Consider the following 14,349-nt stretch of genomic DNA (forward strand, 5'->3'; position numbering starts at 1 on the left):
AACGACTAATGAAGAATTTATTTAATTTTAAATCGATACGCACTAGAATATTATTTTTATTTTCCACCGTATTATTTTTTGTTGTAATTTATTCGGCTTTTTCCTTATATTCAATTAATCTAATCAATAAGGAATCCAAAGAAATAGTAAACAAACAGCTAGCCCTACTTATGCTTGATGAGGATATATCCTATGATATGGCAAATCGCTCAGCATTATTAAGAGGATATTTCCTACTGGAGGATGAAAGTCTTCGTCAGCAATTTGAAAATGAAGTAGAGGCAAGTATTGCGTTAGAGAATGAACTGATGGAATTGAGTGATTCAGAAAGCACGAAGGAATTACTTAATAAGAAGTATGAGTGGGGAACATTAACGGATAAGGCACTACAAGCGTATGATCGTGGTGATAAAGAAGCAGCATTACAAATTATGCAAATGGAAGTAATGCCATTAGGAACAGAGATTACCCAAGGATTTGAAGAAGCTACCGAGCATCGTAAAGAGATTATTAATGAACTAGGACAGAATATGGTTAATGATGGTGAATTAATGATGGTTCTGACCATCATATTAAGTATTGCTAGCATCGTTATCGGAACGACATTGGCTATTTTTGCTTCTAATATGATTGCGAAGCGAATAAAGCTGGTTATGGAGAGAATGCAGACCATTTCTGATGGCGATTTAAGCCAGGAAGATTTAATATCCAATGACCGAGATGAAATTGGACAACTTGTTCATATGACGAATAAGATGAGTATGAGCATTCGGGCATTATTAAATCAAATCAAGTATGTATCGACAACCTTAGCTACCCAGAGTACCGAACTAACTCAGTCTACTAACGAAGTGAAAACAGGTGCCGAGCAAATAGCAATGACAATGGAAGAATTAGCTAACGGTACGGAAACACAAGCAGATAGTGCAGGTGAATTATCATCGGCAATGAGTTCATTTGCTGTTCAAGTACAAGAGGCAGATGAAAGTGGCGCAGCAATTGAAACACACTCCAAGAATGTGCTTGACTTAACCAATACGGGAAGAGATTTAATGAAATCTTCAACCACACAAATGCGTAAAGTAGATGAAATTGTTCATGGTGCTGTAGGAAAAGTAGAAGGACTACATGAGCATACGCAAAAAATTACCAATCTAGTATCGATCATTAGGGATGTTGCAGAGCAAACTAATTTACTAGCATTAAACGCTGCAATTGAAGCGGCACGTGCTGGGGAACATGGGAAAGGCTTCGCAGTAGTTGCTGACGAGGTGAGAAAGTTAGCGGAGCAGGTTGCGCTATCGGTAAATGATATAACAGACACGGTAATGAGTATTCAGTCGGAATCAACGCTTGTTACGGAGTCATTACAGGAAGGGTATAAAGAGGTTCAAATTGGTACAGAACAAATTGAATCTACTGGAGATACATTTAGTCAAATTACCGAAGCGGTTTCCAGTATGGTCGAAAACATTTCAACCATTACGAGCAACCTGTCCAGTATTGCTGCGAACAGTCAAGAAATGAACGGATCTATCCAAGAGATTGCAGCTATTTCAGAGGAATCAGCTGCAGGGGTAGAGGAGACGTCAGCTTCTGCAGAACAGGTTAGAGGCTCAATGGAGGAAGTCGCTGATAGCTCCAAAAAACTAGCCACCCTAGCAGAGGAACTGAATGATTTAGTAGGTAATTTTAAATTATAGTAATGGATACTAGACACATTTAGTGGAAAGTGTCTAGTATCTTTTTTTCCTATCATTACATCCTATATTTAATGATATTTTAGTTGCATTTATTACTAGATATGGTTTAACATAACCTTATGTGAATAAATCGAAACACCAACTGATAAAGGCAAACTATCTGAAAGGGTAGGACGCAAAGCTAAGGGTCTAAGGTCGTAATGGCTATGATCGCCTGGTTGCCAAAATGGATTGTATCAATATTTTGGCTATTCTATTATGAATAGTCTTTTTTAATGTGTAATTCATATTTTGGCAATTTCTACCATTTGTAATAGGGAAATAAATTTGATGGGAGAAGTGGCTATGAGTGAAGTAACAATTATTAAAGAGAAAGATCTAGTTCGAGACATTATTGTGGAAAAACTGGAAGAAAGTCTTCCTGAGCATGACTGGAAGGCTATAGGATCTGCGGAATTTAAATCAAAAATGACTTCAATTAAAAGTGATTTAGTCATTATTGATTTAAATACGACTATCGATATTAATGAGGTAATTGATAGGTTTCTAGAAAAGAAAATCCGAATAGCAATTTGGACATCTGATTTAGACAATGACTTGTTACGGGAGCTTTTCCGTTATGGGTTACATGGATATTTCTATAATGGTATGGAATTAAGTGAATTAATTTTTGCTACTAAATCGATGTTAAATGATCAACAATATATTCATCCGAAACTATCAGCAATTCTACTTGATGATTATGTAAAACTAACTAGAAAAGACCCGATTAGACCAGCTGGCATTCTTACCGAACAAGAATGGAAGGTTTTAGAGGAGCTTGGAAAAGGTCTAAACAACTGTAGCATTGCCAAAGAGCTATTTATTTCAACTAGAACAGTGAATAATCATGTAAGCTCTATCTTGAAGAAGCTACATGTATCCGATCGTACCAATGCCGTTATCAAGGCCATTAAAAATAATTGGATAACATTATAATACGTAAGTAGGGGCAGGTTCTCTGAGTAGTAATTTCAGAGAACCTGCCTTTTATATTTGGATGAGGGGTAGGTCTCTTGTCATTTTTAGTAGACTGTTCCTTTAACAGAATATAGACCGGAACACTGCATTAAATAGTGCGGTGTTTTTTATGAAAAAATTAATTGGAACGGTTTTATATAAAGTGATGTCTAATAAATAGCAGTAATTTAAAAATAGTTCTTCATTGTATAGTAAAATAATGGAAGGGAGGAGACAATATGTCTATGTTTAAATCAGAAAAACAAAAGAATCGTGAGCAGTTATTTGAAACATTAATTAAACAAGAGCAGAAAAAGTTATATCGAGTAGCATACTCGTATGTAAAGAATGAACAGACTGCTTTAGATATTGTTCAAGATACCGTTATTAAGGCCTATAAGTCCTTCGATAGATTAAAGAATATCGACTTCTTTTCTACCTGGATTACGAGAATACTGATTAATACTGCATTAGATCATATCAAAAAATCGAAGGATATTATCCCATTAGATGTTGGATGGCTTAATACACAAATTGTCGAGGAAAATCTCACCGTACTGGTGATGGATATCGAAGAGGTGTTTGGAAAACTAAAAGCAAATCAAAAGACCTTATTATTACTTCGATTCTATTATGGCTATTCCATACCAGAGATTGCGGATATTTTGGAGAAGCCAGAGGGGACCGTGAAATCCCAACTACATAGAACATTACAAATTGTGAAGAAAAAATTAGCACATGGAGGAGATGTATATGGAGAAGCTGCGAGGTGAGATTAGTAGAATGGTAGATGGAACACCTATCCCAGAACAAAAGCTTCAAGAAACAGTGCAAGATGCCCTTATCAAGGCACGTAATAAAGAGAAGAAACCATTCTATTTTCCTAAGCAACGAGTCATAGCCACTATTGCGTCTATCTTTGTATTAGCTTTTGGTTTATTGTTGTTAAGTAATGATCTAGAACTAGCAAGTGGTGAAAATCCAAATACGACATCTATTATGTATCAGCAAAGTGACGATGGATTAAAAAGAATGGTTACAGAGGGTCGTTCCCAAAGAATAGATCAGGAAGTAGTGGATCAAGGGATTAAGGTAAGGCTAGAAGAAGGGTATATGGATAATCACCAATTAGCAATTTCTTATGAGGTTCATCCGGAGAAAGAGAATGAAATCCTATTTAATGAATGGTTCATTGATTTTGAATTACTTGTGGATGGTAAATCACACCCTAGTTTATTTCAGATTTCACAACGCGATGTACTCGATACTGGTGGAGTGATTCATTTTAATCAGGTTAAGGATATTGAGCCTAATGCAGAAATAAGTTTACACATCAACAAGGTTAATGATGTAGAAGGAGATTGGTTCTTCCAATTTCATCTAGATAAAGAAATGGAGTTTTTAGTATCCTCGGATTTTGAAGCTAAACAAGATGCATTAGGAAATTCGATGATGATTGGGAATGTAGAATTGTCTCCTTCTACATTAAAGCTAATAGCCTATACAAAACTCAAAGTAGAAGAACCGGAATCAGGATATACAGATTTTAATTATCGTGTAATTGGAATGGGCAAAGAGGGTCATATGTATCTACTAGATAATTATAGTTCCGGCGGCAACACTCCTAAAGTAGGCAAAGTAAATAGGTTTAATGACGTCCTGGAAATTCCAAGAGGGGTCAATGTATACTCTTATCAAATCATTCCTTATATTACTACATTTCAAGGTGAAGAGTTCATACATGAACATTATATAAGTTTCAAAAGAAATGAGCACCATGTTCCTTTTGCAGAGGGTGAGATTGTAGGCAGTCATTCAGAATTTAAAGTTGAGAGCATTAAACATAAAGAAGATGCAACTATTATAACGTATACAACGGATCAAACTATTCCGGTCTTTCCTTATATTGTGAATAAGGAAAAGGATGAATATATAAATGCTGTTTCTTTTCAATATGATGGGGATAATAAAGTAATCGTAACATATCCAAAGGTTGATATAGATAAGGATACACATTTTATGTTAGATGATGCTACCTACCAGGTGTTTCCTGAGTTAGAAACAAGAATAGATTTAAAGTAAAAAGAAGTGGATGCTAGTTCATCCACTTCTTTTTACGACATATTCCCTGTATTTCCGAGGAAATATTTACATGGCATTAGAATTAAGGTGGATAGATGAGTATAACACAAAGCAGATGATCGAATGAAGGGTATGGTGTAGTGGCTATTCTCATTAAATCCCATCCCAAACAATTACAAAAAATTCCATACTAAAACCCTATGAATAATAACGTATTCTTCACAAAAAGCTAAATTGGCAAGTCTCCTCCTTTTTCTTCTTTTAATGGATTATGCTATAGTAGTGACAGTAATATATTGGAAGGGGCATGAGAATTGGAATTGCATCATCAAGAGGCTAACAACAATCAGTTATACAAATTTTTAGTAGTAGCAGGAATCATCATCGTTGCTTTTAATCTCCGGCCTGCTATCACATCTGTTGGACCACTTATGAGTACCATTCGAGATGATGTAGGATTATCGAATTGGAGTGTAGGGTTATTAACAAGCTTACCATTAATCGCTTTTGCCTTTATGTCACCAATTGCTGCAAGGCTAGGTAATCGATTTACCAATGAGAAAGTCATTTTATGGGGGCTTATTTTTTTATTAGCTGGAATAGCGGTCCGTTCCGTGTCATTAATAGGCTTGATATTTCTAGGAACATTGCTAGTTGGGGTTGGTATATCGGTTTGTAATGTTCTATTACCAGGAGTCGTTAAGGATAAATTTCCATTAAAGGTAGGTTTAATGACTAGTGTCTATTCAACTGCAATGGGGATATTTGCTGCAACGGCATCTGGAGTAAGTGTTCCGTTAGCAAATGGTATCGGATTAGGATGGAAAGTTGCTCTTAGTGTGTGGGCTACCCCTGCAGTGCTAGGGATTATTATTTGGATTTATTTATCTAATAAAAGCCGTCATGCTACGCCCGAAACCGAGTTTATAACGGGTACAGATACGAATGTTTGGAAGTCTGCTTTAGCTTGGCAAATTGCAGCATATATGGGATTACAGTCATTTTTATTTTATGTGACAATCTCGTGGTTACCAGAAATTCTACATTCTCATGGCATGAGTATGGAGACGGCTGGATGGTTACTATCCTATACACAATTTGTCGGTCTTCCGGCTAGTTTCTTAGTACCAGTGCTGGCAGCTAAATTTGCTTCACAGCGATTAATTGTATTGGTTATGGGAATCTGTTCTATGGTAGGTTTTACAGGATTGTTATTAGGTACCAATAATATCCTAATAATAATTAGTATTACATTAATTGGACTTGCATTGAGTGGTACGTTTGCCTTGGCATTAGCCTTCTTAGGAATGAGAGCAAGGGATGCAAAGCAAGCAGCCTCTTTATCTGGAATGGCACAAGCATTAGGGTATATTCTAGCTGCTATTGGTCCAATCTTCATTGGATATTTATTCGACCTTACCCATGCTTGGACAATACCAATCATTTCATTAATGATAGTCGCATTATTAGTTACTGTTTTTGGGTTTGGAGCAGGTAGAGATAAATACGTTTAATAAAACAGGAGAGGTGTTCACATGAAAAAATTATTACTAACTGGATTTGAGGCATTCTTAGAATTTCCTATTAATCCAACTACGGAAATTGCAAACCAGTTAAATGGGGAACTAATTGGGGATTATGAAATTATTGGTGAGGTGCTATCGGTTGATTTTCATAAATCTGGTAACCAGTTATTAGAATTAATTGAGAAGCATCAACCGAATGCAGTTGTATCCTTAGGGCTTGCAGCTGGTAGAAATTGTATTACTCCAGAAAGAATTGCGATTAACTGTAATGATGGTCCAGTCGATAATAATGGACATAAGCCAAATGGAGAAAAAATCTTTGTGGATGGTCCAGATGGGTACTTTTCTAAACTTCCCATCTATCAAATGGTTGCCAAGCTAGAAGAAGCAGGCTATCCAGCCAAAATTTCTAATACAGCAGGTGCCTACCTTTGTAATAATGTCATGTATCATGGACTTCATTATTTAAAGCAAAAAGGATTAGAGCAGCCATCAGGGTTTATCCACATCCCAGCATCACACAACTTAGCCGTAAAGAAGAACATGCCAAGCTGGTCACAACAAGACTTAACAGAGGCGGTTAAAGTAGCAATAAGTTGTATCCAATAAACATTGTCAATAAAATTATGAACAGTCAGGCAAGGTTTGACATGATGGTTTAAGCATGATCAAAGGTTAAGGAATCAGATTATAAGCGATACATAAGTAGCTAGAATATACCGGCCCACTGTATATGAAAAAGAAAGATATGCCTAATAGGGGACTTAGAAAACGTTAGACAAAGCTTGATATATTCTAGCTATGGATTTATTACCAAAAAAGTCCTAGACAAGAAAATTATTTACATTATCTTCATTGCTTTCATCAACTAAATATATTAAAATTACGTAGTTGACGAGAAAAATAGATTGCGAGTTGATGAGTATGCCAAAATACATTTGGCTTTTAGCAATAGCTACAACCATTAGTGTAACTGGTGGTTCTTTTTTATGGCCACTTAATACTATATACATGCATAATGAATTAGGAAGAAGCTTAGCATTTGCGGGCTTTATTTTAATGTTTAATCAGGGAGCTAACATTGTCGGTAACCTAGTTGGAGGAGTATTATTTGATAGATTTAGTGCTTATAAAACGATTCTACTAGGGACGTTATTATCAGCGAGCTCATCGATCTTCTTAGCGTTTAATCATGATATTATATCGTATTCTATCTGTCTTCTTTTAATTGGACTTGGATCAGGAATTACATGGCCAGTCATGTTTGCCATGGCAGGATCTGTATGGCCAGAAGGTGGAAGACGTGCATTTAATGCGATTTATGTTGCCCAAAATCTTGGGGTCGCACTTGGAGCGACAATTGGTGGGTATGTAGCAAGTATTTCATTTGATTATATTTTCATTGCGAATGCAGCCCTATTTATCGTATTTACTTTTATTGTTTTCTTTGCATTTAAAGGAATGGATGAAGAAAGAAATCGACATATGCATACTAATGTAATCGAGCAAAGTGGAAAGATTAAAGATAAATCCACTTTTACTGCATTAATTATTTTAAGTGTTGGGTTCTTTGTTACCTGGTTCGCTTATAGCCAGTGGCAGTCTACCATTGCATCATACACACAGGATATCGGTATTCCATTAGAACAATACAGTTCGCTTTGGGCCATTAATGGTTTCCTAATCGTGTTAGGTCAGCCTTTATTAAAGCTATTTACCGATAGAATTACTTCACCTAGAAAACATATTTATGTTGGGGCTGTTATCTTTTTAGGATCATATCTTATCGCGATGTATGCTGAAGCATTTACTATGTTTGCTGTAGCTATGGTAATATTGACTATAGCGGAGATGCTAATTTGGCCTGCCATTCCAACCTTGGCAAATGAACTAGCACCACAAGGTCGTGCTGGATTTTATCAAGGATTTATCAACAGTGTTGCGGCTGCAGGTAGAATGCTTGGACCATTCTTAGGTGGTTTAGTTGTTGATTACTTTAATATTCAGGTGCTGTTTTATGGATTAATTGTGATGTTATTAATTCCATTCTTCACTACAAAACTATACGATCGAGGAATCAAGCCCGAGCAAGCATTAAAAAAAGAAGCATAAAGGGGTTTTTAGATGTCTGATATTAAGTTAATTGCATTAGATATGGATGGTACGTTATTGAATAAGGTTCATGAGGTTGATGTTCGTACGAAAGAGGCGATACAACAAGCACTTACAAAAGGTGTCCATGTTGTCTTAAGTACGGGACGATCACTTGGTACCTGCTATCCGTATGCAGAGGAACTAGGCCTGACATCGTATTTAGTCACTTGTAATGGTGGCGAGATTTGGACAATGAAAAAGGAATTACTGGAGCAACATTTATTAGAAACGGAAGTCGTAGAAAAAATATGGAATTTAGGTGAAGGACTAGGTCTCCATATGTGGATGACTTCTACAGAAGGATTTTTCATTGGAGAACGTCCAGATAATTTATACGACTATCAATGGTTGAAATTTGGTGTAGACTCAGAAAACCCGGATAAATTAGCTCAAGTAGTGAAAGAACTATCCTATTTTGCTGACCTTGAGATTACCAATTCATTACCAACTAACATTGAAATTAATCCCAAAGGTGTTAGCAAAGCAAAAGCGCTACATCGTGTTTGTAACGAAATCGGGATTACGATAGATAACGTAATGGCATGTGGAGACAGCTTGAACGATATTAAAATGATTCAAGAAGCAGGTTTCGGTGTAGCAATGGGAAATGCACAAGAAGCAATTAAAAAAGTAGCAAATTACGTAACCGATACGAACGTAAATCATGGTGTAGCAAAAGCAATTGAAAAGTTTGTCCTAGAAGATTAAGACATATAACGTAATTCCTTACGAATAGGTTAGTTATTCAATTCTTGTTACTGGTGGGTAAGTAAATCCAAGGTCCCTTTCTTTGTGTTTCGAAAAGAGGTATAATAGAAATACAACGCCTGAAAGGGGATGCTGTAATGTCTTTTTCAAGAGGACCAAAAGAGCCAGTCCCGGAAGTTGAAACAAATGTATGGGCATGTACTAGCGAGGATTGTAATGGCTGGATGAGAGAATCATTTAGCTTTGACAAAGAACCAGAATGTCCATTATGCCAATCAAACATGACAACAGAAGTACGTGTATTACCAGAAGTTAAATAGAAATAAATAGCGTTAAAGAACTTAAAGAACACTCTCGATTGATTCGGGAGTGTTTCCTTAGGTTATTTGTTTCATTCACCAAGACAACTGCCTATACATACATTAAAGTACAAAACAAAAGTCAAAGGATGTGTTATTTTGACAAGCAAAATTGGGTACTACGTCAGTGGAAACACAGCAGAAGGCTTTGTAAACTTTTTGTCAACCAACACTTCTGATTTTCATCATCATATCATACTAAAACACCCCTCCTATTCACTCAAAACAGCTATTATAAAGGAAATCATAAACCAATATGAGGAAGATCATCATATCGAGGTACTTTATAGCTCAATAGGTAAAGAATTCTTAGAAGGAGTTATCATACGTGATAAGAAAGTAGCTATCGTGGATGAAAGAATAGCTAGTGCAGACTTACCTAGTTCCTTCGAATTAAACCTTGCCCTTTTTACAGGAATGGATGCTAGCCAAGATTTTGCATCGGAGCATGAAGCAATTGATACTTTCATTCAAAATGCCTACCGAGATTTTGAAGCTGGACTGAAAATTCATGACGATTTAGAAGAAGTCTATATAAAAGAAATGGACTTTGCAAAGGCGAATCAACTTGCAACAGAATTTATTGCTTCTCTTTTAAAGGGTGTTTCAAAACAAGAAAAGGAATCCAAAGTATACCATCGCTTGTTTGGCACTAATACCAAAGATGGCGTAGTGAATGTTGTTCCAGAACTTTTACGTCCGTTATCTAAAAAGAATTATATTAAAGGCCGTGCTGGCACAGGTAAATCTACCTTTATGAAGAAAATCATGTCTGCTTGCTTAGCGCATGGTTTTGACGTGGAGCTTTATCACTGTAGCTTCGACCCTAATAGTATTGATATGGTGCTAGTTCGAGAGCTAGATTTTTGTATTTTTGATAGTACAGACCCACATGAGTTTTTTCCACATGGACCTGGAGAAGAGACAATAGATATGTATGAAAAAGCAGTAACGCCGGGGACAGATGAGAAATATACAAAGGTCATTCATGATTTAAATACGCGTTACAAAGCTTATATGAAAAAAGGTGTTGTCAACCTGCAAGAAGCCGGTGAATTATTAGGGAAGCTTGAACAACAATATGACCTAACCAATCTAGAAATGGAAAAGATAAAATCGTTTATTATTGGAAAAATTATTGAATAATGATTGGTCCTGTGAGTATACTGTCATTACTCGCAGGACTTTTAGCTTATAAGAGGGAAATTAGAATCAAATTTAATTAATCCCATAATATCCTCTTGTTTTTTCTTGTAAAATCATGTAAAATGAATTAACTGAAAATTATGATTTGAAAAATATTGGGAGGTGGGAATGTGATATCTGTAAAGATGCTCAAGCCTTATTATATAAAGGCTGATGATGAGTTTGTTCGTATAATTTTAGCGTATCAATATTTTTCAGTCAGTATTAATAAACATGTCTACCAATTTATCCCTGTTGAAGCTAAAGAGATTCGCATCAACCGCAAAACACGAAGAGTGGAAAATGTTGAAAGTCGTTTTGCTTTTCAAAAGGGCAAGGAGATTATTTATATGACAATGACAGAACTTATAACACTTCCCGATTTTCTAACCCAATTACACCATATTGCAAAGCCTTATTATGAAGAAGTTCATGAAATGGACGAAATTGCGAGTGAAAATAGATTGATATTAGAAGAATTAGAAAAGTATAATTTAAAACGCTTAATCGATAAGGCCCTTGATGAGCGTGATGAGAAAATGTTTCGCGAATTAGTGAAATTGTTATAAATCAAAAGGAGCATGACTTACTACCTATGATAGATAGGAAGGCATGCTCCTTTTGATTTATTTTGATAAAAAAGTGTTTAAAAGTTTATTTATCGGGTACTAAACAAATAAGATTTTTCTATTATGAAGCATTGGGGGAATGACAATGGTAAGTGTAAAGTTATTAAAGCCCTATTGTATAAAAACGGATTTAGAAAATATATACGTCTATTTGGATGAAGAACACTTCACGATTTCTATACAGAATGAAGTGTATCAATTTATCCCTGAACAGTCTAAACAATTCATTATCAATCGTAGAACGAAAAAAATTGAGAATCTGGATGCGACTTTTGCATTTAAGAAGGATGATAACGTATTTTATTTAACGATGAGTGAACTAATCAATATTCCAGATTTTCTAATTAAGCTCTACTTTATCACAAAACCTCATATTGAATATGTTCAAACAGAAAATATAAATGAAGATATTGATGTTATTATGGATCAACTAGTACAACAAAATATTAAACGATTAATTGATAAAGCATTAGATGAACGCAATGAAGAAGCATTTTATGATTTAATTGCATTATTATAAAAGGTTAATAAAACAGTGAAGCATTTTAATCTTAAATAAATAATAATGATGTAAATTCTTATAAAGGGGAAGGGAAAAAGATTTATCTTAAAGGCAAATACGAATAATGAGCAAGCCCCCTGTACTGGAAATATCGTTGCGGTTACTTTCAGTATAGGGGGTGGTATCTGCTCAAAAAATCCACCGAAGTGTCTATCAGGCTGCTACTTCTTAGTAGCCATGCACCGAAAAAACCTTCTAAGTAGTATTGTTAATAGACTAGAGGTACATCTAAGGCCTCAAGCTTTCCTTATTCATCCCACTTTCGTCTACGTATATTTTTAGGAGCTAGTAGATGTTCGTATTTACATCCATTACGTTTACTTTTTTTGTCCCATTCTCTAATTCATTCGTAGGAAGCGCCATTTTTACAAGTTTCTATTCTTTAATAGCTTCCAATACATCCGTAACCTTCTGTACAACTAATCCGCTTGCTCCGAGATCTTGAACCTTCTCCATCATCATTGCGATGATGATGTCCTGATCCTCTGTTGGATAACCAACAAACCAGCCATTTTGCTCGCCATTTTCCTCATCTAAGGTTAATTTTAATTCTGCCGTTCCAGTTTTCCCAGAGATAGGGAATGAAGCATTTTTCGCATAGCCAGCCGTTCCATCTGTAACTACATTTCGCAATGTTTCTTGCACGATAGTAGCTTGTTCTGGTGATAGTAGACCTTCTTTCCAAACTTGATTCGGTTCTTCCTCCATTAATAAAATTGGTTTGATCATATTGCCATTATTTAAAAAGCTCGTATACATCGTGGCTAAATGAAGGACACTTGCTTCAACCTCACCTTGACCATAGCTTGTGTTTGCTACTAATACTTCATCATCTAACGTTCCAGAAGTTGAAATGGTTGAAGTAGATATTGGGAAATTAATTGGTAGCTGTTCGCCAAAACCGAACTGTTCGAGTCCCTTTACTAGTTGATCACCACCCATTTCAACACCTTTCATTGCAAAGTAAATATTATCTGAAAGAGCCATGGCTTTCATTAAGTCAACTGGGTTAGCTTCGGACACACGAGTTACTTCATAATTGCCCCAAGATTCACCCTTACCCCAAGATAGCCCCTTAATCTCGAGTTCCTCCTCAGGTTTAATCGTGCCATTTTGTAAACCAATAGCTGCTGTGACTGGCTTTATAACAGAGCCTGGTGCATATGTCGCATTAAAGCGATTAAATAAAGGTTGCTCTGGGTTGTCTTGAAGTGCTTCCCAATCGCTTTGAGAAATGCCATAGACTAGTTTATTTGGATCAAAGGATGGGCTACTTACCAATGCTAAAGTTTCCCCGGTTTTAGGGTGGATAGCAGCCGCCGTTCCCGGTGCATCATCCAAAGAGTTAAATAATTCCTCTTGGACCGTAATATCAAGGGTTGTTTGAATATTTTTTCCGTCCTCTACTGGTTTCATGGCTAATGTGGCAACCTCTTTTTCATCCTCTGTAACGTAAATCTTAACCCCTTTCTCGCCTTTTAGTTCATCTTCGAAACGTCTCTCTAAACCAGTAGAACCAATCATATCATTTTCTGTATATCGCTCAGGGTCTTTCTCTTCTAATTCTTCAGCTGTTATTTTTCTCACATACCCTACAACATGTGCCGCCGCTTTGCCTAAAGGATATATACGCCCTGTTGTTTGCTGTGTCATTACGCCATCCATTTGCCATAATTGGTCTAGCAAAGCTTGATCGGATTCTTGCACCTTTTTTCCAATTGGGACGAACAAATCCGGCTGAACCCAGCTCTCATTAAGAGCATTATCAATGGATGCAACAGAAATATTCAATAGGGAAGCAAGCTTTTTTTTACTTGCTTCAGGATTATCACCCAATTGCCCAGGAACAATCCCAACCTCATATACAATTCCATTTAGAGCTAATGGGAGTCTGTTACGGTCTAGAATATCTCCTCTCTTTGGCTCAGTAGTAGATATTCGAATCTCTCCACCATCTTTGATTTCCGGGAAAATAAAACCAGGATTCCAATCGATAAACCAATTCTTCTCTTCTTCTTCCCCAGCTTGCTTTAACGTTACTTCATAGTCAAATTCAATTGGACCAGCCATTGACGTCAAACTTGCTGAAAATGGTATCGTTGCCGTACCTTCTTCCAAAGCTTGTTTTATCTTTTCATCAGATAGTTTTTCATAATGTAATTGTATTTCTGTAATGTGTAAGTCTTGGTATATTTTTTCATAGCGGTCTATGTATTGGTCTGTATGATATGCTTGCTTAGCTTCCTCTGTAAGCATATCATACATACTGGAGAAGCTTTGCTCCTCCCAAAGTTTAAAATAGTCATCAAGTCTGTCATGAGGTGTTACTTTATCCTCGGAACATCCAGCTAATATCAAAGCTAGAAATAATGCAAAGGTAATAAAGAAGCGTTTCATAACTAATCCCCCTACTATCTGTAAGTGTTTTTTTCTCTCTTTGTA

At 36.1% G+C, this 14,349-nt stretch carries 13 protein-coding genes and 1 riboswitch; of the genes, 12 read left to right on the forward strand and 1 reads right to left on the reverse strand.

The features are described 5' to 3' along the window. Positions 1-8 precede the first annotated feature (8 nt). From KGF86_RS16065 to KGF86_RS16120, 12 genes are all read left to right on the forward strand, one after another. On the forward strand, positions 9-1,703 hold the full coding sequence (locus KGF86_RS16065; RefSeq protein ID WP_211742442.1) for a methyl-accepting chemotaxis protein: 1,695 nt from the start codon (positions 9-11) through the stop codon (positions 1,701-1,703). 140 nt (positions 1,704-1,843) lie between these two features. Next, a riboswitch (cyclic di-GMP riboswitch) is annotated at positions 1,844-1,929 on the forward strand. A 119-nt stretch (positions 1,930-2,048) separates the two neighbouring features. Continuing rightward, positions 2,049-2,681, forward strand: coding sequence for a response regulator transcription factor (locus KGF86_RS16070; RefSeq protein WP_211742443.1), 633 nt, complete (start codon positions 2,049-2,051; stop codon positions 2,679-2,681). Positions 2,682-2,941: 260 nt separating this feature from the next. Further along, the gene (locus tag KGF86_RS16075; protein ID WP_246521632.1) at positions 2,942-3,475 is read left to right on the forward strand and encodes a sigma-70 family RNA polymerase sigma factor; all 534 of its coding nucleotides are present in this window, start codon (positions 2,942-2,944) and stop codon (positions 3,473-3,475) included. Further along, entirely contained in the window at positions 3,456-4,784 is a 1,329-nt protein-coding gene (locus KGF86_RS16080) for a DUF4179 domain-containing protein (RefSeq protein WP_211742444.1), read from the forward strand. The genes KGF86_RS16075 and KGF86_RS16080 overlap by 20 nt, the downstream gene beginning before the upstream one ends. A 314-nt stretch (positions 4,785-5,098) precedes the next feature. Then, positions 5,099-6,298: a CynX/NimT family MFS transporter gene (locus KGF86_RS16085; protein WP_281413793.1), complete on the forward strand. Its 1,200-nt coding sequence runs from the start codon at positions 5,099-5,101 to the stop codon at positions 6,296-6,298. Between the two features lie 21 nt (positions 6,299-6,319). After that, entirely contained in the window at positions 6,320-6,919 is a 600-nt protein-coding gene (locus tag KGF86_RS16090) for a pyroglutamyl-peptidase I (protein WP_186870634.1), read from the forward strand. 315 nt (positions 6,920-7,234) lie between these two features. Further along, a complete protein-coding gene (locus KGF86_RS16095; RefSeq protein ID WP_211742445.1) occupies positions 7,235-8,422 on the forward strand; it encodes an MDR family MFS transporter in 1,188 nt (395 codons plus the stop codon). Between the two features lie 12 nt (positions 8,423-8,434). Beyond that, positions 8,435-9,172, forward strand: coding sequence for a Cof-type HAD-IIB family hydrolase (locus tag KGF86_RS16100; RefSeq protein ID WP_211742446.1), 738 nt, complete (start codon positions 8,435-8,437; stop codon positions 9,170-9,172). A gap of 137 nt (positions 9,173-9,309) precedes the next feature. Then, positions 9,310-9,492, forward strand: a complete 183-nt coding sequence (locus tag KGF86_RS16105; protein WP_186870631.1) for a cold-shock protein — start codon at positions 9,310-9,312, stop codon at positions 9,490-9,492. 138 nt (positions 9,493-9,630) lie between these two features. Further along, positions 9,631-10,677: a hypothetical protein gene (locus tag KGF86_RS16110; RefSeq protein ID WP_211742447.1), complete on the forward strand. Its 1,047-nt coding sequence runs from the start codon at positions 9,631-9,633 to the stop codon at positions 10,675-10,677. A gap of 170 nt (positions 10,678-10,847) precedes the next feature. Then, the gene (locus KGF86_RS16115; RefSeq protein WP_186870629.1) at positions 10,848-11,285 is read left to right on the forward strand and encodes an IDEAL domain-containing protein; all 438 of its coding nucleotides are present in this window, start codon (positions 10,848-10,850) and stop codon (positions 11,283-11,285) included. A 145-nt stretch (positions 11,286-11,430) separates the two neighbouring features. Further along, positions 11,431-11,865 carry an IDEAL domain-containing protein gene (locus tag KGF86_RS16120; RefSeq protein WP_186870628.1) on the forward strand — a complete coding sequence of 145 codons (435 nt, stop codon included), beginning with the start codon at positions 11,431-11,433 and terminating at the stop codon, positions 11,863-11,865. A gap of 417 nt (positions 11,866-12,282) precedes the next feature. Here the strand turns inward: KGF86_RS16120 and KGF86_RS16125 are convergent, their stop codons facing one another. Beyond that, positions 12,283-14,304, reverse strand: a complete 2,022-nt coding sequence (locus KGF86_RS16125; protein ID WP_186870627.1) for a penicillin-binding transpeptidase domain-containing protein — start codon at positions 14,302-14,304, stop codon at positions 12,283-12,285. Between the last annotated feature and the right edge of the window lie 45 nt (positions 14,305-14,349).

This window comes from Ornithinibacillus massiliensis (assembly GCF_018310345.1).
In the GTDB taxonomy this organism is placed as follows: Bacteria; Bacillota; Bacilli; order Bacillales; family Amphibacillaceae; genus Ornithinibacillus; species Ornithinibacillus massiliensis.

What these genes read in the sequence shown, in the direction of transcription:
- KGF86_RS16100 (WP_211742446.1), top strand. Translation starts at nt 8,435, where the DNA reads ATGTCTGATATTAAGTTAATTGCATTAGATATGGATGGTACGTTATTG.
- KGF86_RS16105 (WP_186870631.1), top strand. Translation starts at nt 9,310, where the DNA reads ATGTCTTTTTCAAGAGGACCAAAAGAGCCAGTCCCGGAAGTTGAAACA.
- KGF86_RS16090 (WP_186870634.1), top strand. Translation starts at nt 6,320, where the DNA reads ATGAAAAAATTATTACTAACTGGATTTGAGGCATTCTTAGAATTTCCT.
- KGF86_RS16080 (WP_211742444.1), top strand. Translation starts at nt 3,456, where the DNA reads ATGGAGAAGCTGCGAGGTGAGATTAGTAGAATGGTAGATGGAACACCT.
- KGF86_RS16125 (WP_186870627.1), bottom strand. Translation starts at nt 14,304, where the DNA reads ATGAAACGCTTCTTTATTACCTTTGCATTATTTCTAGCTTTGATATTA.
- KGF86_RS16095 (WP_211742445.1), top strand. Translation starts at nt 7,235, where the DNA reads ATGCCAAAATACATTTGGCTTTTAGCAATAGCTACAACCATTAGTGTA.
- KGF86_RS16120 (WP_186870628.1), top strand. Translation starts at nt 11,431, where the DNA reads ATGGTAAGTGTAAAGTTATTAAAGCCCTATTGTATAAAAACGGATTTA.
- KGF86_RS16065 (WP_211742442.1), top strand. Translation starts at nt 9, where the DNA reads ATGAAGAATTTATTTAATTTTAAATCGATACGCACTAGAATATTATTT.
- KGF86_RS16070 (WP_211742443.1), top strand. Translation starts at nt 2,049, where the DNA reads ATGAGTGAAGTAACAATTATTAAAGAGAAAGATCTAGTTCGAGACATT.
- KGF86_RS16075 (WP_246521632.1), top strand. Translation starts at nt 2,942, where the DNA reads ATGTCTATGTTTAAATCAGAAAAACAAAAGAATCGTGAGCAGTTATTT.